Genomic DNA, 24652 nt, shown 5'->3' with positions numbered 1-24652 from the left:
CGCAAGGCGGAACGGGGCGGCAGCGGCGGATCGGGCGTGGGGAACAGGCATGGAGAGCAGGCGCGGGGAACCGGCGCTGGGAATAGGCGATAATGCGCGGCCCCGACTCTACCTCAGCGCCGATCCGCATGACGTCTACTCCGCACCCGGCCCGCATTCTCGACGGCAAGCGCATCGCCGACGAGCTGCTCGACAATCTCAAGGCCCAGGTCGACGCGCGCATCGCCGCCGGCAAGGCCCGGCCGGGGCTGGCGGTGGTGCTGGTCGGCAACGACCCGGCCTCCAGCGTGTACGTGCGCAACAAGCGCCGCGCCGCACAGAAGGTCGGGATCCGGGCGATCGACTACGACCTGCCGGCCGACACCGACGACGCCGCGCTGCTGGCGCTGATCGACCGGCTCAACGCCGACCCCGAGGTGCACGGCATCCTGGTCCAGCTGCCGCTGCCGGACCGCCGCGACGCCACCGCGCTGATCCACCGCATCGACCCGCGCAAGGACGTCGATGGCTTCCATCCCGAGAACGTCGGCCACCTGGTGCTGCGCCAGTTCGGCCTGCGGCCCTGCACCCCGCGCGGCATCACCACCCTGCTGGGCTATACCGACCGGCCGGTGCGCGGGCAGAGCGCGACGATCGTAGGGGTCAGCAACCACGTCGGCCGGCCGATGGCGCTGGAACTGCTGATCGCCGGCTGCACCGTCACCAGCTGTCACAAGTTCACCCCGGCCGCGGTGCTGGAGCAGTCGGTGCGCAACGCCGACATCCTGGTGGTCGCGGTCGGCCGCCCGGACCTGATCCCCGGCGAGTGGGTCAAGCCCGGCGCCGTGGTCATCGACGTCGGCATCAACCGCCTCGACGACGGCCGCCTGGTCGGCGACGTCGGCTTCGCCGCCGCGGCCCAGCGCGCCAGCTGGATCACCCCGGTCCCGGGCGGGGTCGGGCCGATGACCGTGGCCACCCTGATGCAGAACACCCTGGAAGCGGCCGAGGCTGCGGACCAGGCCGGCTGACCGGGCTACTGCAGGGGGCTCGGCGGCAGGCGGATTTCCGAGCCGAGGTCCGGGCGCGAGGCGGTCGCTTGCGGTTCGATGGCGCCTGTTCGCTTCCAGTCTCCCCGGCGTCGCTCCCGCGAAGGCGGGAATCCGGGGCGTTGCGAGCGAGAACCCCGGAAGCCGCGCCTGAGCCGGCGTTCGGCAAGCGCCGGCTGAAATCTGCCGGATCCCCGCGTTCGCGGGGGTGTCGGCCAGGCCGGGCGCCGGCGCCCGGGTACCAGGCCGAACCGGCCGCCCGCCCGCCTTAACGGCCCCCTCGAACCGCACCTGCAGAACGCCTCTTTCCGCCCGCGCGGCGAGCGGAGCGGGGCGCTTTCGGGTTAGAATGGCGCGCTTCATCCTCCCGGGCCCGCCTATGCTGCGCATCCAGGCTGAAGCGCTGACTTACGACGATGTGTCTCTCGTCCCCGCGCATTCGATCGTCCTGCCTAAGGACGTAAACCTCTCCACCCGCCTGACCCGCGACCTGTCGATCCGCCTGCCGATCCTGTCGGCGGCCATGGACACGGTGAGCGAGGCCCGCCTCGCGATCGCCCTGGCCCAGCTCGGCGGCATCAGCATCGTCCACAAGAACATGAGCCTGGAGGCCCAGGCGGCGCAGGTCGCCCAGGTCAAGAAGTTCGAGGCCGGGGTCATCAAAGAGCCCTTCACCGTCGGTCCGGAAACGACCATCGGCGAAGTGCTGAAACTGACTCGCGCGCGCAACATCTCCGGCGTGCCGGTGGTCGACGGCGGCCAGCTGGTCGGCATCGTCACCAGCCGCGACATGCGCTTCGAGAAGAAGCTCGACGATCCGGTCCGCCACATCATGACCAAGCGCGAGCGCCTGGTCACCGTGCACGAAGGCGCCAGCGACGAGGAAGTGCTGCAGCTGCTGCACAAGCACCGGATCGAGAAGGTGCTGGTGGTCAACGACGGCTTCGAGCTGCGCGGCCTGATCACGGTCAAGGACATCCAGAAGAAGACCGACAACCCCAACGCCGCCAAAGACAGCGCCGAGCGCTTGCTGGTCGGCGCCGCAGTAGGCGTCGGCGGCGACACCGAAGCGCGCGTGGAAGCGCTCGCCGCGGCCGGCGTGGACGTGATCGTGGTCGACACCGCGCACGGCCATTCGCAAGGCGTGCTCGATCGCGTGCAGTGGGTCAAGAAGCGCTTCCCGCAGTTGCAGGTCATCGGCGGCAACATCGTCACCGGCGACGCGGCCCTGGCCCTGATGGACCATGGCGCGGACGCGGTCAAGGTCGGCGTCGGCCCCGGTTCGATCTGCACCACCCGCGTCGTCGCCGGCGTCGGCGTGCCGCAGATCACCGCCGTGGCGATGGTCGCCGAGGCGCTGCAGGACCGCATTCCGTTGATCGCCGACGGCGGCATCCGCTACTCCGGCGACATCGGCAAGGCGCTGGTCGCCGGCGCCTCGACGGTGATGGTCGGCGGCCTGTTCGCCGGCACCGAGGAAGCCCCGGGCGAGGTCGAGTTGTTCCAAGGCCGCAGCTACAAGAGCTACCGCGGCATGGGCAGCATCGGCGCGATGGAGCAAGGCTCCAAGGACCGCTATTTCCAGGACGCTTCCGACGCCGACAAGCTGGTGCCGGAAGGCATCGAAGGCCGGGTGCCGTACCGCGGCCCGCTGCGCGGCGTGGTCCACCAGCTCGCCGGCGGCCTGCGCGCCACCATGGGCTACGTCGGCTGCGCGACCATCGAGGAGATGCGCAAGAAGCCCAGCTTCGTGCGCATCACCAACGCCGGTTCGCGCGAAAGCCACGTCCACGACGTGCAGATCACCAAGGAACCGCCGAACTATCGGGCGGGATGATGTTTGCCGGGACTCGGGACTCGGGACTCGGGGCTCGGCAAAGCGGTAAGTGCAGCGAAGTGGCCGCGGGCGATGCCTGCGGCCACCGTCGTAACTGAAGGGCGACGGATCCCGAGTCCCGAGTCCCGAGTCCCGAGTCCCGATGAGCCAAGACATCCATAGCGACAAAATCCTGATCCTCGATTTCGGCGCGCAGTACACCCAGCTGATCGCCCGCCGCATCCGCGAACTGGGCGTGTATTGCGAAATCTGGGCCTGGGACCACGATCCGGCCGAAATCGCAGCCTACGGCGCCAAGGGCATCATCCTGTCGGGCGGCCCGGAGTCGACCACCGAGCAGGACTCGCCGCGCGCGCCGCAACAGGTGTTCGAGGCCGGCCTGCCGATCCTGGGCATCTGCTACGGCATGCAGACCATGGCGGTGCAGCTCGGCGGCGCCACCGAGGCCGCCGACCAGCGCGAGTTCGGCCATGCCGAAGTGCAGCTGGTCGCGCAGGACCGTTTGTTCGACGGGCTCAAGGACCACCCCGGCTCGCCGCCGCGCCTGGACGTGTGGATGAGCCACGGCGACCACGTCGCCAAGGCGCCGGAAGGCTTCGTCGTCACCGCCAAGACCGACCGCATCCCGGTCGCCGCCTTCGCCGACGACGCGCGCCGCTGGTACGGCGTGCAGTTCCATCCGGAAGTCACCCACACCAAGCAGGGCCTGACCCTGCTGCGCCGCTTCGTGGTCGACATCTGCGGCTGCCAGACCCTGTGGACCGCCGCCCACATCATCGACGACCAGATCGCCCGCGTGCGCGAGCTGGTCGGCCAGGACGAGGTCATCCTCGGCCTGTCCGGCGGGGTCGATTCCTCGGTGGTCGCGGCGCTGCTGCACAAGGCGATCGGCGACCAGCTGACCTGCGTGTTCGTCGACACCGGCCTGCTGCGCTACAACGAAGGCGACCAGGTGATGGCGATGTTCGCCGAGCACATGGGCGTCAAGGTGGTGCGGGTCAACGCCGCCGAGCGCTACTTCGCCAAGCTGGCCGGGGTCAGCGACCCGGAGGCCAAGCGCAAGATCATCGGCAACCTGTTCGTCGAGATCTTCGACGAAGAATCGGCCAAGCTGAACAACGCCAAGTGGCTGGCCCAGGGCACCATCTACCCCGACGTGATCGAGTCGGCCGGCAGCAAGACCGGCAAGGCCCACGTGATCAAGAGCCACCACAACGTCGGCGGCCTGCCCGAAGACATGAAGCTCGGCCTGGTCGAGCCGCTGCGCGAGCTGTTCAAGGACGAAGTGCGGCGCCTGGGCGTCGAACTCGGCCTGCCGCGCGAGATGGTCTACCGCCATCCCTTCCCGGGCCCGGGCCTGGGCGTGCGCATCCTCGGCGAGGTCAAGCCCGAATACGCCGACTTACTGGCCCGCGCCGACCACATCTACATCGACGAACTGCGCAAGGCCGGCCTGTACGACAAGACCAGCCAGGCCTTCGCGGTGTTCCTGCCGGTCAAGTCGGTCGGCGTGGTCGGCGACGCCCGCGCCTACGAATGGGTGATCGCGCTGCGCGCGGTCGAGACCATCGACTTCATGACCGCGCACTGGGCGCACCTGCCGTACGACTTCCTCGGCACGGTGTCGAACCGGATCATCAACGAACTGCGCGGCGTCTCGCGCGTGGTCTACGACATCAGCGGCAAGCCGCCGGCGACGATCGAGTGGGAGTGAAGACAGGTCGTTCCGGGGCTGTCGTCAGCTATCGAAAGTCTGCCGTGACGCGTTGATTTAGAAACAGAGGCATCACGGCAGCTAGCGGCGGCTATCGCCGGCCTGCAGAACAGGTCGGCGGTAGCGCTGAGGATACGACCCGGAGGCCGGATCGGGGCCCTCGCATTCGCTATCCGTACCTAGACCGGTCTTCGACGGTGAGCCTCATCGGAAATTCGATGGGCCGTCGCGCTCGCGCCCCACCCAGACCTACCGTCGATCGAACGGCTTTCGATCCAACAGGCAATCGATGAACGCGCCCAGCAGGGCCGGTCGATGCTGCCGGTTCGGGTAGTAGAGGAACAACCCGGGGCGCGAGATCGACCAGTCCGCCAGGACCTGGACCAGCCGGCCCTGGGCCAAGAGCTCGCCCACGCCATCTCGCTCGAAGTGATAGGCAATGCCGAGCCCGTTCAGTGCCGCCGCGATGCCGATGTCGGCGTGATTGGTGACGACGGGGCCGTCCACCGCGACTTCGAGCCGTTGTCCCCGTTTCTCGAACTCCCAGCGGTAGTGCCTGCCGTCCATCTGCAGCCGCCAGTTGATGCAGGCGTGGCCGTGCAACTCGGCAGGCGACTTGGGGGTTCCCCGACGCGCGAGGTAGTCGGGGGACGCCACGGCCACCATGTTCAGGTCCGGCGTAAGACGCACGGCCACCATGTCCTTCTCGAGCTGTCCGCCCACGCGGATGCCCGCGTCGAAGCGCCCGGCGACGATATCGGCCAGCGCATCGTCGACCACGATGTCCAGAACCACGTCGGGGTGCGCCTGATGGAAGCGCGAAAGCCGGGGCGCGATGATGGTCCGGGCGGCGATCCCCAGCGTGTTGATCCGCAGCGTGCCGCTCATCTGCCCGGTCGCCTCGCTGGCTTCGGCGACGGCCGCCGCCATCTCCCGAAGCAACGGCGCTACGCGCCGGTAAAGCCGTTCGCCGCTTGCCGACGGCGCGACGCTTCGCGTCGTGCGATTCAGCAGGCGGGCGCCGATGCGGTCTTCGAGCTGCCGGATCGTCTGGCTGAGTGCCGAAGGCGACAGGCCCAGGTGCTCGGCCGCCCGGGCAAAGCTCTGGCGCTCCACGACGGCGACGAAGGCCTTCAGCTCAGCGAAGTCGGATCCGCGCATTATGTATGTATTCCTACATAGCCCATACGGATTCTAGGGCATTCACTGAATTAATGCCGGCGCGCATCCTGAGGCCTCCACTGGCCCCACGGAACCGACGACATGGACACCCTGACTCTCCCCGAGCCGATTGCCGCGTATTTCGCGGCTGAACACAGCCCTGAAGCCTTGGCGCATTGCTTCACGGCCCAAGCCGTCATGAAGGACGACGGACACACCTACACCGGCATCGACGCCATCAAGGCCTTCATGGCCGAGGCATCGGCCAAGTACAGCGCGACGAGCGTGCCGTTCGCCATCGAGCGGGAGGACGGCTTTCAACTCGTCCGCGCCAACGTTTCCGGCAACTTCCCTGGCAGCCCGATCGTTCTGTCTTACCGCTTTCGCCTCGAACGCGGTCTGATTGCGAGCCTGGAGATCACGGCATGAGCTTCGACCTTCGCCTGCACGGCCTGCGGGCCGTGGTAACCGGCGGCACGCTGGGCCTAGGTGCTGCGGTCGTGAAAACCCTTGCCCAGGCCGGCGCTCGAGTGGCGACGTCCGCACGCAACGTGCCGGCGCAGCCGGTGGAGGGGGTCGCCTACGTACCTGCCGATCTGTCGACAGCGGAAGGCACGAGCCGCCTTGCCCAAACCGTCCTGCAGGACTGGGGCGGCGTCGACATCCTGATCAACGTGCTCGGCGGCTCGAAGACGCCCGGCGGCGGTTTCGCTGCGATCACGGATGAGCATTGGTTCGCCGAATTGAATCTGAACCTGATGCCGGCGGTGCGGTTGGATCGCGCACTGCTGCCATCGATGCTGGCCCAAGGCTCGGGTGTCGTCATCCACGTCAGCTCCATCCAGCGCGTGCTGCCTCTGCCCGAATCCACCACCGCTTACGCCGCGGCCAAGGGCGCGCTCACGACGTACAGCAAGTCGCTGGCAAGAGAGGTGACGCCGAAGGGGGTTCGCGTGCTGAGCGTTGCGCCGGGCTGGATCGAGACCGAGGCTTCGGTAGTGTTTGCGCAGCGCATGGCCGCACAGGCCGGAACCGACTACGAGGGCGGCAAGAAAATCGTCATGGATTGGCTGGGAGGCATTCCAGTGGGGCGGCCCGCCACACCCGACGAAGTTGCCGATTTGATCGCTTTCCTGGCATCCCCGCGTTCGGCTTCGATCGCAGGATCCGAGTATCGGATCGACGGCGGTACGGTTCCTACCGTGTAGTTTCACGGAGGGCACGCAACGCTAGCCACAAGCCCGGACCTCCGGGCTTCGTCGTTGTGGGTGGAGGAGCTTGGCGGGACGACTGGCGTCGGCCACGGCGTGGTATTGCACCGCTGCGGCTATCGCGGCTTACGCCGCTCCTACCGGGGGCTCGGGGTAGGAGCGACGCCAGTCGCGACCGCGATGCTTCGGCTGCGGCGGACGTTGCGATACGCCGCCCGCACGCGGCAGGGAACGGCTTGGATCGTTGGCTTAGGCGCTGCCGGCGCGGTCCGCGGTCGTGACTGGCGTCGCTCCCGCCCCGCGGGAGCCGAGGTGTGCGCCGCCGTCCGCGGCCCTGCGTCGATCCGCCGCTCCATTGCAAGCGATCGAGGACAAACCCTGACCGCGACCCAGCGTAGCCTGAGCGCTCGAACCGCCGTGCCCGCCGCCCCGGCCGCCCCCGTCCGGGGCGCCCGTGTCGATTTCGGCCGGGTCGGTTCGTCGTATCAGTACAGGCCGCGCTGCCCCGCGCGGCCGCGCACGCTCGCCGTACAGGAGTTCCGACGATGCCCCGATACCTGCCGCTGGCGGCGGCGCTGCTGGCCCTGCCGCACCTGCTGATGGCCGCGTCCGCGCATCGCGCCTCGCTGCCGCAGATGGTGGAGGCGTTCGAGTGCGCGCAACGCGCGCCGGCGGCCGCGGCGGCGCGCGACAAGCCGGCTCAGGCCGCCCCGGCGCGTCCGGCGCGGCGCCTGGCGCCGCACGGCTGAGCCCATGCGGTGCGCGTCCCGCGCGGCTCGGAGATAATGCCCGCCGGAAGGCCGCGCAGCGGCGGCCTGAGCGGGCGCAGTGAGCGAGCAGGACGACATCGACGAAGGCTGGATGCGCCACGCCCTGGCGCTGGCCGAGCGGGCCGAACGCGAGGACGACGAGATCCCGGTCGGCGCGGTGCTGGTCTCGGCCGAGGGCGAGGTGCTCGGCGAAGGCTGGAACCGCAACATCGGCAGCCACGACCCCAGCGCCCATGCCGAAATCGTCGCCCTGCGCGAAGGCGGGCGCGCGATCGGCAACCACCGCCTGCTCGGCGCGACCTTGTACGTGACCCTGGAGCCCTGCGCGATGTGCGCGATGGCGATGGTCCACGCGCGGGTGGCGCGGGTGGTGTACGGCGCCCGCGACCCCAAGACCGGCGCTGCCGGCAGCGTGTTCGATCTGCTCGCCGACCCGCGCCACAACCACCGGATCGAGGTCCGCGGCGGGGTGCTCGGCGAGGAGGCCGGGGCGCGCCTGACCGCTTATTTCCGCCGCAAGCGCGGCAAGCCGCCGGTCGGCGCGTGACGCGTCACGGCCGGCGCGGGTTGTCGCGGTCGAACTCGCGCTTCACCTCTGCGTCGAGCATGGTCACGCTCATCCGCGCTTCGCGGCCGAGGTTGACCGAGGCCGCCAGCACCAGCAGCACGCCGCACATCGCCAGCCCGGTCGGTACGCCGCGCAGGTAGCGGAATTCGGTGAACTGGTCGATGCCGATCGCCAGGCTGGTGGCGACGAAGGCGGTCATCGCGCCGTACAGCAACTGCAGGCAGATCAGCACCAGCCGCACCCGCCGCCGGTGCAGGATGATGCGCGCTTCCAGGTAGACCCGGGTCGCTTCGTCGCTGGTCGCTTCCAGGGTCGCCAACTGCTGGCGCAGGCGGTCGACGATGCGCGCCAGGCGGTTGTTCGACGACACCAGCAGCGAGGCGGTGGCGGTCAGGAAGAACGCCGGGGTGATCATCGCCGAGACCACGCTGTAGTGCTGGCTCAGTTGCAGCGGGTCGGCCATGGCGGGCTCCGGAGGCGGCGGGAGGGGCGAGGGCGATGATGAGGCAACGGCGGCGGACGCGGATCAGGCGCGCGGCTTGGCCCAGCGCTTGACCGCGCTGGCGTGACCGTGGTCCATCTCTTCGTTGACCGCTTCGACCGCGAGCGCGGATTCGCGCGCCAGCAGCAGGCTGGCGGCGAACATCGCCAGCACGCCCAGCGCGGCCAGCACGGTCGGGATCGCGCCGAGCCGGTAGCCGAGGAAGGCGTCGCCGGCGACGCTGAGGCTGGTGCCGACGAAGAAGCTGATCGCGGTGTACAGCAGCTGGCTGCCGCGCAGGATGATCCGGCTGCGCCGTTTCTGGCGCAGGATGTGGCGCTCGATCAGCTCGCGCTCCTCGGCGTCCTCGGTCTCGGCCAGTTCCTTCAGCAGCACCCGGGCGCGGTCGATGACCCGGGCCAGGCGGTTGTTGGCCGACAGCAGCAGCGAGGCGGTCGCGGTCAGGAAGAACGCGGGGGCCAGCATCGCGGTCAGGATCGCGTAGTGGGCGTAGGCGGCGGTCTGGCTCATTGCGGTGCGGAGGGCGGGGCGGCGGGGCTGTCGGCTATCATGCCGCGACACGGACACGACGGCGAGGCTATGACCGACAAGACTGGGCACGAGCACCGGCTGATCTGGATCGATCTGGAGATGACCGGGCTGGACACCGACCGGGATTCGATCCTGGAGATCGCCACCGTGGTCACCGACGCCCAGCTCAACGTGCTGGCCGAGGGCCCGGAGCTGGCCATCGCCCATCCGCTGGAGCGGCTGCAGGCGATGGACGAGTGGAACCGCAACCAGCACGGCCGTTCCGGCCTGTGGGCGCGGGTGCTGGAGCAGGGCGTGCCGATGGAGGAGGCCGAGCGCCGCACCCTGGAGTTCCTGGGCCAGTGGGTGGCGCCGAATACCTCGCCGATCTGCGGCAACTCGATCTGCCAGGACCGTCGTTTCCTGCACCGCTGCATGCCGAAGTTGGAGAAGTATTTCCACTATCGCAACCTCGATGTCAGCACGATCAAGGAGCTGGCCCGGCGCTGGGCGCCGGAGGTGCTGGCCGGGGTCAGCAAGGACAGCAAGCACACCGCGCTGAGCGATGTGATGGACTCGATCGCCGAACTGCGCCATTACCGCAGCGCGATGGGCAAGCTCGGCGGGCTGGCCTGAGCGGCCCCTGCTGCCCCGCCGGCCTGTAGGAGCAGCGTGAGCCGCGACAGCCGCAGCGATGTACGCGATCGCAACGACCGAAGCCCGGACCTCCGGGCTTCGGCTGTTTTGGACGGGGGATTTATCGCAGAGGCGCTGGCTCCGAAAAAGCGGCGCGGTATGGCGTCGCTTCGGCTGTCGCGGCTCACGCCGCTCCTACAGGCGGGCCGGCCATGGCTTCGATGGTGGGCGACGGCCTTGTCGGTTCTGCGCGTCCCTGGGTCGCGACTGGCGTCGCACCTACTCCGAAGCCGGAACTGTGTAGGAGCGGCGTCCCACGGGGATGTCCTTCGGTCATAAGCCGCGACAGCCGCAGCGATGTACGCGAGCGCAACGGCCGAAGCCCGGACCTCCGGGCTTCGGCTGTTTTGGACGGGGGATTTATCGCAGAGGCGCTGGCTCCGAAAAAGCCGCGCGGTATGGCGTCGCTTCGGCTGTCGCGGCTCACGCCGCTCCTACAGGCGGCCGGCCATGGCTTCGATGGTGGGCGACGGCCTTGTCGGTTCTGCGCGTCCCTGGGTCGCGACTGGCGTCGCTCCTGCCCTTGGTTATGCAGGAGACGCCGCGCCTTGCTCAGGGCTTGGGCTTGCCGGCCGGGGCCGGTGCGGGCACGTCGCCGTCGTCGGCGATCGACTTGGTCAGCAGCTCGGCGATCGGGCGGCCGTCGGCGTCGTGGTGGTAGACGTGCAGGTCGCGCTGCGGGTAGGGGATGTTGAGGCCCTTGCCGATCAGCTCGTTGCGGATGCCTTCGACCAGATCGCTGCGGGTGCGCATCAGGTTGGCGGTCTTGACCCAGGCGCGCAGCTCGAGATTGACGCTGCTTTCGGCCAGGGCGGTGACCAGCACTTCCGGCGCCGGGTCCTGCAACACGTTGGCATGCGCCTGGGCCAGGCTCAGCAGAGTGTCCTTGGCGGTCTTGAGGTCGTCGTCGTAGCCGACGCCGACGGTCAGGTCGATGCGCCGCTTCGGGTTGGCGGTGAAATTGACGATCGCCGCGGTGGTGATCAGGCTGTTCGGCAGCACGATCACCCGGTTGTCGATGGTGCGCAGCCGGGTCTGGAAGACCCGGATCTGCTCGACCGTGCCCTCGACGCCGGCGGCCTGCACATGGTCGCCGGCGCGGAACGGACGCAACACGATCAGCATCACCCCGGAGGCGATGTTGGACAGCGAGTCCTTCAGCGCCAGGCCGATCGCCAGGCCGGCGGCGCCGAGCACCGCCAGCACCGAGGTCATCGGCACGCCGATCTGCTGCAGGGTGGCGACGCCGACCACCACCACCATCGCCGCGTAGGCGATGTTGCGCAGGAAACCGCGCAGGGTGACTTCCATGCTGGCGCGGGTCATGACCCGCTCCAGCGCCCGCGACAGGCGCTTGGCCAGCCACAGGCCGATCAGCAGGATCGCCAGGGCGCTGAGCAGGGTCAGGCCCTTGCTTTGCGCCCAGGCGAGCAGCTTGTCGAGGTCGAAGCCGCTGGTTTCCAGGCCCAGCAGGGACTTGGGCACCAGCGCCTGCATCGCGTCCTTTTCGGTCATCGCCGGCTCAGGCCTTGGCCTTCGCCTTGGCCAGGCGCAGCCAGGTGTCGACCACGGTGTCCGGATTCAGCGACACCGACTCGATGCCCTGGTCCATCAGCCACTCGGCCAGGTCGGGGTGGTCGCTGGGGCCCTGGCCGCAGATGCCGACGTACTTGCCCTTGGCGCGCGCGGCCGAAATGGCCATCGCCAGCAGCTTCTTCACCGCCGGGTCGCGTTCGTCGAACAGCTTGGCCACGATCGCCGAATCGCGGTCCAGGCCCAGGCTGAGCTGGGTCAGGTCGTTGGAGCCGATCGAGAAGCCGTCGAAGATCTCCAGGAATTCGTCGGCCAGCAAAGCGTTCGACGGCACCTCGCACATCATGATGATCTGCAAGCCATTCTCGCCCTTGCGCAGGCCGTTCTTCTCCAGCACCTCGATCACCCGCCGGCCCTCGTCCAGGGTGCGCACGAACGGGATCATGATCCAGCAGTTGGTCAGGCCCATCTGCTCGCGCACCTTCAGCACCGCCTGGCATTCCAGGGCGAAGGCGTCGGAGAAGGACGGATCGACGTAGCGGCTGGCGCCGCGGAAGCCGATCATCGGGTTCTCTTCGTGCGGCTCGTAGCGCGAGCCGCCGATCAGGTTGGCGTACTCGTTGGACTTGAAGTCCGACAGGCGCACGATCACCGGGTGCGGCGCGAACGAAGCGGTGATGGTGGCGATGCCTTCGGCCAGGCGGTCGACGTAGAACTGCACCGGGTCGCCGCCGTAGCCGGCGATCTTCTCGTCGATCTTCTTCTTGGTCGCCGCGTCCTGCGCCGAGTACTCGAGCAGGGCCTTGGGATGGATGCCGATGTGGCTGGCGATGATCATCTCCAGCCGCGCCAGGCCGACGCCGGCGTTGGGCAGCATGGCGAAGTCGAACGCGCGCTCCGGGTTGGCGACGTTCATCATCACCTTGAGCGGCGCCGGCGGCATCTTGTCCAGATCGGCGACGTTGCGCGCGAAGGGCAGGGCGCCGTCGTAGATGAAACCGGTGTCGCCCTCGGCGCAGCTGACGGTGATGGTCTCGCCGTCCTTGATCGTGTCCAGCGCATTGCCGGTACCGACCACGGCCGGCACGCCGAGCTCGCGGGCGATGATCGCGGCGTGGCAGGTGCGGCCGCCGCGGTTGGTCACGATCGCGGCCGAGCGCTTCATCACCGGTTCCCAGTCCGGGTCGGTCATGTCGGCGACCAGCACGTCGCCGGGCTGGACCCGGCTCATGTCGTCCAGGCTGCGCACCACGCGCGCCACGCCGGTGCCGATCTTCTGGCCGATCGCGCGGCCTTCGGCGATCACTTCGCCGCGCTTTTCCAACTGGTAGCGCTCGATCTGGGTCGCCTTGGCGCGCGACTTCACCGTTTCCGGGCGCGCCTGGACGATGAACAGCTTGCCGCTGACGCCGTCCTTCGCCCATTCGATGTCCATCGGGCGGCCGTAATGCTTTTCGATCACCAGCGCCTGCTTGGCCAGCTCGTGCACGTCGGCGTCGTCGATCGAGAACTTGACCCGCAGCTCGGCCGGGGTGTCCTCGGTGCGCACGCGCTCGCCGGGCCGGTCGGAATACACCATGCGCAACTGCTTGGCGCCCACGGCGCGGCGCAGGATCGCCGGCTTGCCCTGGGCGAGGGTGGGCTTGTAGACGTAGAACTCGTCCGGGTTCACCGCGCCCTGCACGACCATCTCGCCCAGGCCGTAGCTGGAGGTGATGAACACCACGTCGCGGAAGCCGGACTCGGTGTCCAGGGTGAACAGCACGCCGGAGGCGCCGACATCGGAGCGCACCATCAGCTGCACGCCGGCGGACAGGAACACGTCTTCGTGCTTGAAGCCGTGATGCACGCGGTAGGCGATGGCGCGGTCGTTGTACAGGCTGGCGAAGACTTCCTTGACCTTGTGCACGACGTCGTCTTCGCCGGTCACGTTGAGGAAAGTCTCCTGCTGGCCGGCGAAGGAGGCGTCGGGCAGGTCTTCGGCGGTCGCCGAGGAGCGCACCGCGACCGCGACGTCGCCGCCGCCGTTCTCCGCCGACAACTGGCGGTAGGCGGCGCGGATGTCGCGGTCCAGGTCCGGCTGCAGCGGCGCGTCGATCACCCAGCCGCGGATCTCGCCGCCGGCCGCGGTCAGCGCCGGCACGTCCTCGACGTCGAGCGTGGCCAGCTTGTCGTAGATGCGCTGGTGCAGGTTGTTATGGGCGATGAAGGCCTTGAAAGCCTCGGCGGTGGTGGCGTAGCCGCCCGGCACCGAGACGCCGAGGTTGGCCAGGTGGCCGATCATCTCGCCGAGCGAGGAATTCTTGCCGCCGACCCGGGCCAGGTCGTCGAGGCGTAGCGCATGCAGCCAGAGGATGTTCTCGTTCAAGACACACAATCTCCGAGGGGGGCGGGGACGCGTTCGCGGCCAAGACCGCTATGATCGCCCGGGCGTCGGGTGCATACAAGCTTGATCCGGCGGGCTTTTTCGTATTGGCGCGGTATACAGACGAGGTGATCGATGGCCGGGACCCGACCCGTTTTCTACGTTTCCGACGGCACCGGCATCACCGCCGAGACCATCGGCCACAGCCTGCTGACCCAGTTCACCGAGACCCGGTTCGTGACCGACCGGATCCCGTTCGTGGACAGCGTGGAGCGGGCCCAGGAGGTGGCGGCCAAGATCCGCGAGGCCGCGGTGGAGTACGGGGTCCGGCCGGTGGTGATCAATTCCTGCATGGACGGCGAGGTCGGCGCGGCCCTGGCCGAGAGCGGGGCGCTGATGCTGGACGTATTCGCGCCGTTCATCGAGCCGCTGGAGCGCGAGCTGCACGAGACCCGCCAGCGCCGGATCGGCCAGGCCCACGGCCTGGTCGACTTCGACACCTACCACCGCCGCATCAACGCGATGAACTTCGCCCTGACCCACGATGACGGCGCCAGCATCGACTACGCCGAGGCCGACCTGATCCTGGTCGCGGTGTCGCGGGCCGGCAAGACTCCGACCTGCGTCTACCTGGCCCTGCATTACGGCGTGCGCGCGGCCAACTATCCGCTGACCGAGGAAGACCTGGAGCACGACCGCCTGCCGCCGCGGCTGCGCCCCTACCGCAACAAGCTGTTCGGCCTGACCATCGACCCCGTTCGGCTGCAACAGATCCGCCAGGAGCGGCGGCCGAATTCGCGCTATGCGCAACTGGAGACCTGCAAGCGCGAGGTCGCCGCGGCCGAGATGATGTTCCGCGCCGAACGCATTCCGACCCTCAGTACCACCCATACCTCGATCGAGGAGATCTCGAGCAAGGTCATGACCACGCTGGGCATCCACCGCGAGATGTTCTGAGCGGGCAGGGCGTGGGCGGGTGCGCGACGCGCATTCGCCGCGCGCGCTTCGCCGCGGCGGACGCCGGTCCGCGGATGCGTCGGTGAGCCGATGGGCGAGCGTGGAAGCGTAGGGGAGATCGATGCTGAACGGGGCCGCCGCATGGGGCCGCTCGGCGATTCGCCGGAGCATCGCGAAAGAGCCTATAAATTAAGGGTTTTTCGCGATTCCGTCAATCCTGCCGCGATCCGCTTCGGGCGTGTAGGATCGCGAGCATGACCTCGTCCGCTTCCCGTCTCGCGCGCATCCCCCGGCTCAGCCGTTTCGGCTGGCTGATGGGCCTGTATGCGGAGAACCATGCCCGCCTGCAGCGTTTGTTCGCACCGGCCGAACTGGCCCGCGGCGTCTATCTGTCCAGCGTCGGCGACGGCCTGGACCTGCGCCTGGACGTGCTCGAGCAGCATCGCTACACCACCGAGCTGCGCCTGACCTACGCCCTGCAGGATCCGCTGACCGGCGAGCCGGATCCGTCCGCGTTCTTGCGCCTGTATCACGACGCGCACCAGGTCGAGGCCACGCACTGCTACGTCGGCCGGCGCTGGCAGGACGTGATCGGCATGTACCCGCCGCCGGCGGAAGTGATCGGCCACCGCATGCGCATGAATACTTTCCTCGGCAAGTGGCTCGAGTATCTAGCCGAACGCGGCCATGGCATGACAAGATTGCGCCCCGTCGAACTCGGCCCGGCGTCGCCCGATCCGCTCGGAACGGGCCTCGCGGGAGAGGGCAAAAATTCAGCGATGACCGCTTGACGACTTCGCTGAACGCCCGCTAAGATGTTCGTCTTTCCAGCACAGTGGGGCCATAGCTCAGCTGGGAGAGCGCTACAATGGCATTGTAGAGGTCGCCGGTTCGATCCCGGCTGGCTCCACCACTCTTCGGAACTGAAAGGGTTTTCGAAGGGGCTGCAAGATCCAAGTTTTGTCCCCATCGTCTAGAGGCCTAGGACATTACCCTTTCACGGTAGCGACCGGGGTTCGAATCCCCGTGGGGACGCCACATCGACCGCCCGAAGGGGCGGTTTGCATCAAAGCCCTGTGGTTTGGGGCTTTTTTGTTGAAAGTTGCAGGTTTGTTGTTTCCAGCATGTGGGGCCATAGCTCAGCTGGGAGAGCGCTACAATGGCATTGTAGAGGTCGCCGGTTCGATCCCGGCTGGCTCCACCACTCTTCGGAACTGAAAGGGTTTTCGAAGGGGCTGCAAGATCCAAGTTTTGTCCCCATCGTCTAGAGGCCTAGGACATTACCCTTTCACGGTAGCGACCGGGGTTCGAATCCCCGTGGGGACGCCAAAAGCAGACGCATCGGGGCTCGGGAAACCGGGCCCCGATGCGTTTTTGCGTTCGGGTTTCGCGGCGTCCCGATAATCTTTGCTGGACTCGGGACTCGGGACTCGGGACTCGGGAATCGGGAATCGGGAATCGGGAATCGGGAATCGGGAATCGGAGCGCCGGCGGGTAAAGCGGCTCGGATCGGGGCGCTTTATGCGGGCCCGATCCACTCGGTTACTGGCTGCGCGACGCCGCTGGGTCGTCGAGACGCGTATCGGCCTGCGCCACAGCGTCCGTTGCAGACTGCGCCGGCAACAACGCGCGCGCCAATGCCAGCCCGGCGCCCAGACCGAGGCATTGCGCGGCGACGAACCCGGCCACGTCCTGCGGGCGGATGCCGGCGAAGGTCTGGGTCAGTGCGCGCGCCACGGTCACCGCGGGATTGGCGAAGCAGGTGCTGGCGGTGAACCAATAGCCGGCGAAGACATAAGCCGCGACCAGCGCCGGCACCGCGGTGGGGCGATGGCGCAGGCCGAGCAGGATGGTCAGCACCAGGCCGGCGCTGGCGACCGCTTCGCTGAGCCATTGCGCGGCGCCGCTGCGCTGCTGGGTGCCGGGTTGCCACAGCGGCAGTTCGAACATCGCGTGCACCAGCAGCACGCCGGCGATCGCGGCGACGAACTGCACCGCGACGTAGGCCAGCGCTTCGCCCGTGCCGATCCGTCCTTGCAGGCGCATCGCCGCGGTCGCCAGCGGATTGAAGTGCGCGCCGGAGATCGGCCCGAGCACGGCGATCAGCGCGTACAGCGCGGCCGCGGTCGCGGCGGCGTTGGCGAGCAGGGCGACTGCGTCGTTGCCCGCCGCCAGGCGCACGCCCATGATCCCCGAGCCGACCACGGTGGCGAGCAGGGCGGCGGTGCCGAGGAATTCGGCCAGCAGTTTGCGCGCGAACGGATTCACAGGCTGGCCAGCAGGGCTTGCACGCGCGCGGAAATCTCGTCGCGCACGGCGCGGTAGCCGTCGTCGTCCAGGTGCTTGGGGTCGGGCAGGCCCCAGTCCTCGCGCCGCTTCGCCGGAATCCACGGGCAATCGTCGCCGCAGCCCATGGTGATCACCGCGTCGAACTCGCCGTCGACCTGGTCCAGCGATTTGGACGCGTGCGCGCTGAGGTCGTAGCCGAGCTCGGCCATGAACCGCACCGCCTTGGGGTTGATCCGGCCGGACGGCGCCGAGCCGGCGCTGAGGGCCTCGACCGCGTCGCCGCCGTGGATGCGGGCGAAGGCCTCGGCCATCTGGCTGCGGTTGGAATTTTCGATGCAGACGAACAGCACGCGCTTCACGGGCGGTCTCCGAGATCTTTTTGCATGCACGCGGCGCTGGCCGGGCACAGCGAGCGGAATTCGGCGCTGTCGCGCAGCGCCGGCGGGGCGAGCCGGCGTTCGACCAGCGCGTAACCGCGGCGGGCGAAGAACGGCTGCGCGGTTTCGGTCAGCAGCAGCAACTGATGCAGGCCGCGTTCGCGCGCCTGCGTTTCCAACGCCTGCACCAGGGCGTCGCCGACGCCGTTGCCACGGTGCTCTTCGCGTACTGCCAGCGAGCGCAGCAGGCCGGCCTGCGCATAGGCTTCCAGGCCGATCGCGCCGATCACGCGCTCGGCGTCGACCGCAACGATGAAGTCGATGCTCGCGGTGTCGAGGTCGGCGATCGGCAGCTTCGATTCGATCAGCAGCGCGCGCACTTGCGCGCGCTCGTCCGGGGTGCAGGGGCGCAGTCGCATCGGCGCGCGCTCAGCAGCAGCCCGAGCGCGGCGCGCAGCAGCTCGCGCCGGCGGCCTGCTGGGCTGGCGCCGGCTTCATCGCCGCCGGGTCCGGCGTGCAACTGGCGCCGTCGCTGGCGCAGGCCGCGCCGGCGCCGTGGTAGCTGGTGGCGTCGCCGAAGGTGTGGAAGCTCTCCCAGCGGGTACCCTGCGGATCTTCGGTCCACAGCTTGTCGGAGCGCGCGTAGCAACACACCGCGGCGCCTTCCGGCACCACGCTGCCGCCGGCGGCGTCCAGGCGCGGGCCGAGCGCGGCCAGCTCTTCGGCGCTGTCGACCTGCAGGCCCAGGTGATCGATGCCGGGCGCGCGGCCGGTGGCGGAAATGGCGAAGTTGATCCGCGGATCTTCGAGCATCCACTTGGCGTAGTCGGGCTTGAGCACGCTCGGCTCGGTGGCGAACAACTGGGTGTAGAAGCGCAGGCTGGCGGGCAGGTCGGCGACGTTCAGATGCACGTGGAAGCGATTCATGACGAGGCTCCGGTGGGACGCGGCGAGCAGGACTGGGCCGGGCCGCAAGCGGCGGACCCGGCGCAGCAGTTTTCGGTGAGGTAGGCGAGCAGGGCGTTCATCTGCGCGTAGTGGGCACGGACCCGGATCACCCGGCCCTCGCGCTGGTCCTCGACCAGGGCGGCGGCGCGCAACACGTTGAGGTGGGCGCTGAGGGTGGCCGGCGGCAGGCCGAGGCGCTCGCGCAGTTCGCCGACCGACAGCCCTTCCGGGCCGGCCTGGACCAGTTGGCGGAAGGCGGCGAGGCGGGATTCGTGGCTGAGCGCGCCCAGGGCGCTCAAAGCAGCTTGGGTGTCCATGATTCCAATATTCCGGAATTATGGAATTGTGTCAAGCGGCGCTCGGGCTGCCCCTGTGGCTCGGTAAAGGGGGTAACAGGAAACTCTCGATCTGAGGCCGCGGCGTGGCGGACTGGGGTGCGTCGGGAACCGCCAGGGACAGCGACTCGTCGAACAATCTGGCTGCGTGAGCCAGAGTGAGCCGCCGCAACGGCGGATCGTCGTAAACGACAGCGGCGATCTCTCCGTTGATCACCAAGAACGTGTCGGCGAAATTCAATAGGGCGATGCGTTCGCGTTCGTCGAACCCGTCGCGGCGGCGTACCAGCTGCTCGATCCCTGCATGCGCATAGCTATGGAAGACAGCGGCTTTTTTAGCGCAAGCGGAGGCGAACTGCGCCAGCTGCGGGTAGCTCTTCTTGCGGTTGCGGATCCATTTGATGAGATCGTTGAGGTCGGGCTTGATCCTGCCTTTGACGAAACTCTCGACTGCCGCTTCGTCGGCGATGTAGATCAGCCAAAGCGCGCGGAACGTCGTTTCGATCAGGGCGCGCAGCAACGTGTGCGAGGCGCCATAGCGTCCGTCGCCGCTCGCCGAACCGATGGCGGCCTGATACTCCACTGCGAGCTCCATGCAGTAGTGGGTCAGAACAAAGCGAGGTGACTGCGGCGGTCGAAGCCGGGCGAATTCGACTGCGTAGCGCTGGTGAAGCTCGGATGTGGCGGCCACGCGTGCCGCGGCTGACGAAGGCGTCATGGGATCGCTGCAAGCGCAGATTCGGGTCGGACAACGGCGCGTCTGGCGGACGCGCCGCTGCCGGAGCGGGACGGCTTACTCGGCGTTCTTCGGCGCCAGCGCCGACGGATTGAGCATGCCGTCGGTGACCACATCGATGGCCTCGGCGAAACTGCCGGTCATCCACGGCTTGCCGTCGCCGCCGTACAGGTCGATGCGGCCTTCGACCGTGCGCTGCGCGGCCGGCTGGTCCAGCGCCTTGCGGTAGGCGGCGAAGCCTTCGAGCAGGGCCTGGGTGCTCATGCTCGCCGGGTCGCCCTTGTCGGCCATCATCTGTTCCAGGCCGCCGTTCAGCGCCGGCACCTGGCAGCGGTAGGTCACCGTGGCGATGGTCTGGCCCGGCTGGGTCTCGTTCGGGCGCTGCTGGTTCGACACGCCCTTGCATTGGGCCTTGGCGACCGCGTTGGACTGGCTCTTCATCGCCGCGACGATCGCCGGCTTGGCCTGGGCCGGGTCGACCTTGGGCAGCGAGCCGAGGATCGAGTCGGCGAAGGTGGCGTACGAGTCGTCCAGGGCCTTCGGAGCCGCCGCCAGCGCGGCCAGGTCGAGCGCGTCTTCGCCGCCGAAGGCCGGCTTGAGGTAGTCGTTGAGGCGCTTGCCGGCCTCGCCGTCGTGAGCCAGGGCGACGCGCAGGTACAGCTCGGCGACCTGCTCGGGAGTGAGCGCAGCGGGGGCGGCGAGCGCGGGCGCGGCGCAGGCGGCGAGGGTGGCGGCGAAGAGGGCGGTGCGGGTCCTGCGGAGCATGGGGGCGTCCTTGTCGGAGGGGAAAGGCGGCGGCGCGGTCGCGCCGCCGCAGCGGCGAGAGTACCTCAGCTCAGGCGCCGGCCGGCGTCGCCGGCACGCGTTCGAGCACGCCGTCGGCGTAATCGCGCAGAAACGGCAAGTCCGGGCGGTGCGCGTAGCCGATGTAGCAGTCGCAACGCGCGTTCGGGCAGGCGCGCGGGCGCAGCTGGGCGGCGTAGCTGCCGTCGTAGAGGTTGCCCAGCGATTCGGCGACGAAGTGACAGCGGCGCACGTTGCCGTCGCCGTCGACCGAGATCACGCTGTCGCCGGTCAGGCAGGGCGCGCCGAGGCTGGGCGCGGGCTCCAGGTTGTAGCGGAAGTGCGGGTCGATGCGCTGCAGGCGCTCGACCTGGGCGGCGTCGTAGTAATCCGGCGGGCGCGGGTCGAAGGCGTTGAGCCACATCGGCGTGCGCGCCGGCAGCTGCGCGCGCAGCGCTTCGATCTCGTCCAGGTCCTCGCGCAGCGCGACCATGCCGACGCTGTGGCGCACGCCGCGCCGGTCCAGCTCGCGGCAGCGGGCGAGAAACGCGCTGCGTGCGACCTGGCTGGGATGATAGGTGCACCACAGCGCCAACCGGCGGGTGTCGACCGCGTCCAGCCAGCGCATGCCGACGCACAGGTTGGTCTGGATCGCGACCCGGCGCAGTTGCGGCAGATGGCTCAGCGCGGTCAGCGCGTCGCGGTAGTGGCGGCGCACCAGGCCCTCGCCCCAGGGCGTGAACAGGATCGACAGCGGCCGCTGTTGCCGCCCGGCCCAGTCGACGAAACGTTGCAGGTCTTCGGCGTCGCGGCGCAGCGCTTGGCGGCTGTCGTAGGCCTTGGCGAAGGGGCAGTAGCCGCAGTCGTAATTGCAACTGCTCAGCCGGCCGCGGTACAGCACCGACAGGTGGCCCGGCGCGGCCGCGTCGGCCGGCGCCGGAAAGCGGCCGCTGGCGACGAGGCGGGCATGGTCGTGGGCGTGCATGGCGGCGCTCAGTCCAGCCGATAGTCGCGCATGCGCTCGGCGACCGCGGACGACACCAGCCAGGGGCCGATGGTGTCGGCGCGGGCCATGCCGGCCTCGGTCAGGGCGATCAGTTCGCCCTGCGCTTCGGCCAGGCCGAGTTCGAACAGCTCGGCCAGTTGCGGCAACTGCTGCAGGCAGTCGGCGCCGAAGCGCGCGCGGTAGTCGGCGCGGTCCAGGCCCGGCCGCACCAGCAGCGACTGGATCGCATGGCGGCGCCGGCGTTCGTCCTGGTCCAGGGCGATGCCGTAGTCGGCGTACGCGAACGAGGCCTCGTCGCGGGCCAGATAGTGTTCGAGGATCTCGGCCACGCTGCGCCGGGCCACCCCGTATTCGCTGGAGTAATGCACCTCGCCGGTATAGGAGCGCGCGCCGCAGCCGATCCCGACCATGCCGTCGCTCTGGCAGCAGTACACCGGCGCGGCGGCGTCGGGCGCGTGCGGGGCGCGGAACATGCGCATCGACACCTGGGTATAGCCGGCGGCGAGCAGGCGCGCGCGGCCGGCCTGGTACAGGGCCAGGCGCGGGTCCAGCGGCTCGGCCTGCACGGCGAAACCCGGCTTGCCGCGCTTGCCTTCGATCCGGCCCAGCCCGGTCAGCGGACGCACGTACAGCGGATACAGGTAGATCTCTTCCGGCGCATGCGCCAGCGCGCTGTCGATCGAGGCGACGAAGCTGGCCGCGCTCTGGCCGGCGATGCCGTAGATCAGGTCCAGGTTGAGCGTCGGCACGCCTTGTTCGCGGATGCAGGCGATCGCCGCTTCGACCACCTCGCGTTGCTGCGGCCGCACCAGCGCGCGCACTTCGGCCTCGCTGAAGCTCTGGATGCCCATGCTGACCCGGTCGATGCCGGCGTCGCGGCACAGGCGAAGTTTTTCCGCGTCGACGGTTTCCGGCGAGACCTCGATCCCGGCCGGGATCGAGCGCAGATCGATGTTGGCGTGACGCGTCACCATCTCGAACACCCGGCCGAGTTGGGCGGCGTCGAGATAGCTCGGGGTGCCGCCGCCGAGGGCGAAGCGGACGAAGCGATGCTCGCCCAGCGCCGCGACGGTGGCGCGCAACTGGCGTTCCATCTGCTGCAGATAGGCCTCGACCTGGGCCGGCGCCGGCCGCGCCAGCGCGAACAGATTGCAGAAGCCGCAGCGGTAGGAACAGAACGGCACGTGCAGGTACAGGAACAGCGCCTCGCGGCGCTCCGTGGCCCACAGCTCGCTCAGCGGCCGCGCCGGTTGCAGCGGACGGTAGGCGGTCTTGTGCGGGTACGAGTACGAATACGCCTGATAGGGCGGCAGCTGCAGCAGGTCGGCGAGGGTCGGAGCGGTCATGGATCGAGCAGGAAGTGCGCGTAGGGCACGGTCATCACCGTGTCGTGGGCGAGGCGGTGGCCGTGGTAGCCGTCCTCGCCGTAGGCGGTGCCGTGGTCGGAGCAGACGATGGCGAAGGCGCCGCCGCGTTCGCGCAGGGCGGCGAACAGCGGCGCCAGCGCGGCGTCGGCGTAGCGCAGCGCGGCGCAATGGCTGTCGTAGCCGTCGCGGAGCGCGCCGGGCAGGTAGTGGCGGTTGGGCTGGTGCAGGGCGGAGACGTTGATGAAAGCGAAACAACGCCGCTCGCTCAGCTCGGGGCTGCGCAGGCGCTCGCAGGCCAGCGCGACCTGGCGTTCGGTCGAGTCCGGGGCTGTCACGCCGAAGCCCGGGTTCCAGTGGCTTTCGTCGAACAGGTCGGGGAACTGCGAGCCGAGCGGGTTGCGCTTGTTGAAGAAGCCGACCCCGCCCAGGCAGATGCTGTAGTAGCCGAGGTCTCGCAAGCCCGAAACGATGTCGGCGCGGCCGCGCAGCACGCAGGTGCGCGCGTCGGTGGTTTCGCTGCCCTCGAATTCCAGTGCGAACAAACGCGGATGCGGCCCCGGCCGCGCCGGGGTCGGCAGGAAACCGGCGAAAAACGCCGCGTGCGCGGCATAGGTGAAGCTGCCGGGCGTGTGCCGGCGCTCCCAGCCGCCGGCCGGCAGCACCGGACCCAGCACCGGCAGTTCGCCGCGCTCGTAGCATTGCTGGGCGGCGTCGTAGCGCAGCGTGTCGAGAGTGATCAGCAACAGATCGCGGCGGCCGACGATGGCGCGCATGTCGGGCGCGGCCGGATCGAAGGCGACGGCGTCGGAACGGTCGGTATGCACGGTCATGGTCGGATCAGGCGGCGGCCAGCGGCGCGCTCGCGGGCGCAGTCAGCATGGCCTGGTCCTGGTAGGCGTCGCGGCCCTGCCAGAGCAGTTGCGGCAGCAGGTCGCCGAAGGCGTTGGCTTCCAGCACCCAACTGCGGCGTTCGCGCAGGATCAGGTCGAAGCCGATCATGCGGCTGCGCGGGAATGCCTGTGCGGCGCGTTCGACCGCGGTCTCCAGGGCTTGGCTCTGCGCCGGGTCGAGCCAGTCCTCGACCGCGCCGCGGCGGTTGCCCAGGTGCAGGTTGGTCAGCGGGCTGCGGCTGACCCGGGCCACGCGCTGGCGCGCGCGGCCGTCCAGCGCGAGCGCGCGCAGGTCGTAGTGCGCGGCGTCGTCGTCGGGCGCGCGCGGCTTGGCGATCCAGCGTTCGGCGTAGGCGCCTTGCGCGGCCAGGGCATCGATCAGGCGGGCGATCCGCAGGCCGTCGCTGTAGCGGCGCGGGCGCAGCGAGTTGTACAGGCGCAGGCCGCCGTCGCGTTCGACCGCTTCGACCGAGCCGTAGGCGACCTCGCGGCCGTCGCGATGGCGGCGGTAAGCCAGCACGCCGGCACCGGAGGAACCGTAGCGGGCCTTGACGAAGACCCGGTCGGATCCGGTTTCGGCCAGGCGCTGGCGCAGCGAGTCGTAGCCTTCGATCGCGCCGAGCAAGCGCGGCACGCCGACATCGGCGGCGATCAGGCGCTGCTGGCAGAGAAGCTTGTCGCTCATCGCGGCGATGTCGGCGGGCGGATTGAGATAGCGCGGCGCGTCCGGCAGGCCGGCCAGCAGATCGGCGAAGCCGGCGTACCAGTGCTGCTGGTGCGCCAGTTCGCCGTGTTCCAGCGCGGTCGGCGCGGCGCCGGGGCCGCCGTGGCGGCGCCAGCCGCGTTCGATCAAGGCCGCGTGCAGGGTCGGCGCTTCGCCCGGCGATTCGAGCTTGACCAGCGCCTGCGGATGCGCGGCCAGCGCTTCGGCGGCCAGCTCGGGCCGTTGCAGCAGGTCGGCGTAGTCGACCACCGCCGCATCCAGGCCCCGCGCCTGCAGGGCCTGCCGCAGTCCCCGGATCCGCCGGCTGTCGCGCGGACCGAACAGCAGCCAGGCACGCGCCGGCAC

General features: G+C 69.2%; 26 protein-coding genes and 4 tRNA genes. 14 read left to right on the top strand and 16 right to left on the bottom strand.

Annotation, left to right across the window (positions count from 1 at the left end; genetic code table 11):
• Nucleotides 1–128 precede the first annotated feature (128 nt).
• The 3 genes from folD to guaA all read left to right on the top strand — a co-directional run bounded on the left by folD (nt 129) and on the right by guaA (nt 4579).
• Nucleotides 129–1010 carry a bifunctional methylenetetrahydrofolate dehydrogenase/methenyltetrahydrofolate cyclohydrolase FolD gene (gene folD / locus AC3A57_RS05645; protein WP_487577994.1) on the top strand — a complete coding sequence of 294 codons (882 nt, stop codon included), beginning with the start codon at nt 129–131 and terminating at the stop codon, nt 1008–1010.
• Between the two features lie 397 nt (nt 1011–1407).
• On the top strand, nt 1408–2865 hold the full coding sequence (gene guaB / locus AC3A57_RS05640; RefSeq protein ID WP_221672469.1) for an IMP dehydrogenase: 1458 nt from the start codon (nt 1408–1410) through the stop codon (nt 2863–2865).
• A 142-nt stretch (nt 2866–3007) separates the two neighbouring features.
• The gene (gene guaA / locus AC3A57_RS05635; protein WP_487577993.1) at nt 3008–4579 is read left to right on the top strand and encodes a glutamine-hydrolyzing GMP synthase; all 1572 of its coding nucleotides are present in this window, start codon (nt 3008–3010) and stop codon (nt 4577–4579) included.
• A 249-nt stretch (nt 4580–4828) separates the two neighbouring features.
• Here guaA and AC3A57_RS05630 read toward each other — a convergent pair whose 3' ends face one another.
• Complete coding sequence (locus AC3A57_RS05630; protein ID WP_487577992.1) at nt 4829–5740, bottom strand: LysR family transcriptional regulator; 912 nt, start codon at nt 5738–5740, stop codon at nt 4829–4831.
• 102 nt (nt 5741–5842) lie between these two features.
• Here AC3A57_RS05630 and AC3A57_RS05625 point away from each other — a divergent pair, with 102 nt between their 5' ends.
• From AC3A57_RS05625 to tadA, 4 genes are all read left to right on the top strand, one after another.
• Nucleotides 5843–6169, top strand: coding sequence for a nuclear transport factor 2 family protein (locus tag AC3A57_RS05625; protein ID WP_363796896.1), 327 nt, complete (start codon nt 5843–5845; stop codon nt 6167–6169).
• Nucleotides 6166–6948, top strand: a complete 783-nt coding sequence (locus AC3A57_RS05620; protein ID WP_487577991.1) for an SDR family oxidoreductase — start codon at nt 6166–6168, stop codon at nt 6946–6948. Before AC3A57_RS05625 ends, AC3A57_RS05620 begins: the two co-directional genes overlap by 4 nt.
• A 548-nt stretch (nt 6949–7496) precedes the next feature.
• Nucleotides 7497–7700 (top strand): hypothetical protein, encoded by a 204-nt coding sequence (locus AC3A57_RS05615; RefSeq protein WP_487577990.1) that lies wholly within the window; start codon nt 7497–7499, stop codon nt 7698–7700.
• A gap of 79 nt (nt 7701–7779) precedes the next feature.
• Nucleotides 7780–8268 (top strand): tRNA adenosine(34) deaminase TadA, encoded by a 489-nt coding sequence (gene tadA, locus AC3A57_RS05610; RefSeq protein ID WP_487577989.1) that lies wholly within the window; start codon nt 7780–7782, stop codon nt 8266–8268.
• Between the two features lie 4 nt (nt 8269–8272).
• Here the strand turns inward: tadA and AC3A57_RS05605 are convergent, their stop codons facing one another.
• A complete protein-coding gene (locus tag AC3A57_RS05605) occupies nt 8273–8752 on the bottom strand; it encodes a DUF2721 domain-containing protein (protein ID WP_221672480.1) in 480 nt (159 codons plus the stop codon).
• 63 nt (nt 8753–8815) lie between these two features.
• The gene (locus AC3A57_RS05600; RefSeq protein ID WP_487577988.1) at nt 8816–9301 is read right to left on the bottom strand and encodes a DUF2721 domain-containing protein; all 486 of its coding nucleotides are present in this window, start codon (nt 9299–9301) and stop codon (nt 8816–8818) included.
• 69 nt (nt 9302–9370) lie between these two features.
• On the opposite strand from AC3A57_RS05600, the gene orn reads away from it, so the two are divergent.
• Nucleotides 9371–9937, top strand: coding sequence for an oligoribonuclease (orn, locus tag AC3A57_RS05595; protein WP_487577987.1), 567 nt, complete (start codon nt 9371–9373; stop codon nt 9935–9937).
• 612 nt (nt 9938–10549) lie between these two features.
• Here orn and AC3A57_RS05590 read toward each other — a convergent pair.
• Together AC3A57_RS05590 and ppsA are read right to left on the bottom strand one after the other, a co-directional pair.
• Entirely contained in the window at nt 10550–11512 is a 963-nt protein-coding gene (locus AC3A57_RS05590; protein WP_487577986.1) for a mechanosensitive ion channel family protein, read from the bottom strand.
• Nucleotides 11513–11519: 7 nt separating this feature from the next.
• Nucleotides 11520–13898, bottom strand: coding sequence for a phosphoenolpyruvate synthase (ppsA, locus tag AC3A57_RS05585; protein ID WP_487577985.1), 2379 nt, complete (start codon nt 13896–13898; stop codon nt 11520–11522).
• A gap of 132 nt (nt 13899–14030) precedes the next feature.
• Here ppsA and ppsR point away from each other — a divergent pair, with 132 nt between their 5' ends.
• The 6 genes from ppsR (at nt 14031) to AC3A57_RS05555 (ending at nt 16181) form a co-directional block, all read left to right on the top strand.
• Nucleotides 14031–14852, top strand: coding sequence for a posphoenolpyruvate synthetase regulatory kinase/phosphorylase PpsR (gene ppsR, locus AC3A57_RS05580; protein WP_487577984.1), 822 nt, complete (start codon nt 14031–14033; stop codon nt 14850–14852).
• Nucleotides 14853–15106: 254 nt separating this feature from the next.
• Nucleotides 15107–15643 carry a DUF1249 domain-containing protein gene (locus AC3A57_RS05575; RefSeq protein ID WP_487577983.1) on the top strand — a complete coding sequence of 179 codons (537 nt, stop codon included), beginning with the start codon at nt 15107–15109 and terminating at the stop codon, nt 15641–15643.
• Between the two features lie 46 nt (nt 15644–15689).
• Nucleotides 15690–15765, top strand: a tRNA-Ala gene (locus AC3A57_RS05570).
• Between the two features lie 49 nt (nt 15766–15814).
• Nucleotides 15815–15890: transfer RNA gene (locus tag AC3A57_RS05565), tRNA-Glu, on the top strand.
• 90 nt (nt 15891–15980) lie between these two features.
• Nucleotides 15981–16056, top strand: a tRNA-Ala gene (locus tag AC3A57_RS05560).
• A 49-nt stretch (nt 16057–16105) separates the two neighbouring features.
• Nucleotides 16106–16181: transfer RNA gene (locus tag AC3A57_RS05555), tRNA-Glu, on the top strand.
• 213 nt (nt 16182–16394) lie between these two features.
• On the opposite strand, the gene AC3A57_RS05550 is transcribed toward AC3A57_RS05555, so the two are convergent.
• The 11 genes from AC3A57_RS05550 to AC3A57_RS05500 all read right to left on the bottom strand — a co-directional run bounded on the left by AC3A57_RS05550 (nt 16395) and on the right by AC3A57_RS05500 (nt 24631).
• Nucleotides 16395–17120 (bottom strand): aquaporin, encoded by a 726-nt coding sequence (locus tag AC3A57_RS05550; RefSeq protein WP_487577982.1) that lies wholly within the window; start codon nt 17118–17120, stop codon nt 16395–16397.
• A complete protein-coding gene (locus AC3A57_RS05545) occupies nt 17117–17500 on the bottom strand; it encodes an arsenate reductase ArsC (RefSeq protein WP_487577981.1) in 384 nt (127 codons plus the stop codon). The genes AC3A57_RS05550 and AC3A57_RS05545 overlap by 4 nt, the downstream gene beginning before the upstream one ends.
• On the bottom strand, nt 17497–17937 hold the full coding sequence (arsN2, locus tag AC3A57_RS05540) for an arsenic resistance N-acetyltransferase ArsN2 (protein ID WP_487577980.1): 441 nt from the start codon (nt 17935–17937) through the stop codon (nt 17497–17499). Before arsN2 ends, AC3A57_RS05545 begins: the two co-directional genes overlap by 4 nt.
• A gap of 10 nt (nt 17938–17947) precedes the next feature.
• Nucleotides 17948–18445, bottom strand: a complete 498-nt coding sequence (locus AC3A57_RS05535) for an ArsI/CadI family heavy metal resistance metalloenzyme (RefSeq protein ID WP_487577979.1) — start codon at nt 18443–18445, stop codon at nt 17948–17950.
• Entirely contained in the window at nt 18442–18783 is a 342-nt protein-coding gene (locus AC3A57_RS05530) for an ArsR/SmtB family transcription factor (RefSeq protein WP_221672491.1), read from the bottom strand. Before AC3A57_RS05530 ends, AC3A57_RS05535 begins: the two co-directional genes overlap by 4 nt.
• Before the next feature lie 31 nt (nt 18784–18814).
• Nucleotides 18815–19384, bottom strand: a complete 570-nt coding sequence (locus tag AC3A57_RS05525; protein WP_487577978.1) for a DUF6988 family protein — start codon at nt 19382–19384, stop codon at nt 18815–18817.
• Between the two features lie 210 nt (nt 19385–19594).
• Nucleotides 19595–20302 (bottom strand): hypothetical protein, encoded by a 708-nt coding sequence (locus tag AC3A57_RS05520; RefSeq protein WP_487577977.1) that lies wholly within the window; start codon nt 20300–20302, stop codon nt 19595–19597.
• Between the two features lie 70 nt (nt 20303–20372).
• A complete protein-coding gene (locus AC3A57_RS05515) occupies nt 20373–21305 on the bottom strand; it encodes an STM4011 family radical SAM protein (protein WP_487577976.1) in 933 nt (310 codons plus the stop codon).
• 8 nt (nt 21306–21313) lie between these two features.
• Nucleotides 21314–22672: an STM4012 family radical SAM protein gene (locus tag AC3A57_RS05510; protein ID WP_487577975.1), complete on the bottom strand. Its 1359-nt coding sequence runs from the start codon at nt 22670–22672 to the stop codon at nt 21314–21316.
• On the bottom strand, nt 22669–23523 hold the full coding sequence (locus AC3A57_RS05505; protein ID WP_487577974.1) for an STM4013/SEN3800 family hydrolase: 855 nt from the start codon (nt 23521–23523) through the stop codon (nt 22669–22671). Before AC3A57_RS05505 ends, AC3A57_RS05510 begins: the two co-directional genes overlap by 4 nt.
• A 7-nt stretch (nt 23524–23530) precedes the next feature.
• Nucleotides 23531–24631, bottom strand: coding sequence for an STM4014 family protein (locus tag AC3A57_RS05500; RefSeq protein WP_487578401.1), 1101 nt, complete (start codon nt 24629–24631; stop codon nt 23531–23533).
• Nucleotides 24632–24652 lie beyond the last annotated feature (21 nt).

The organism is Lysobacter sp. Soil_C_15, from assembly GCF_057657315.1.
This window is presented reverse-complemented; position numbering and strand designations above follow the sequence as displayed.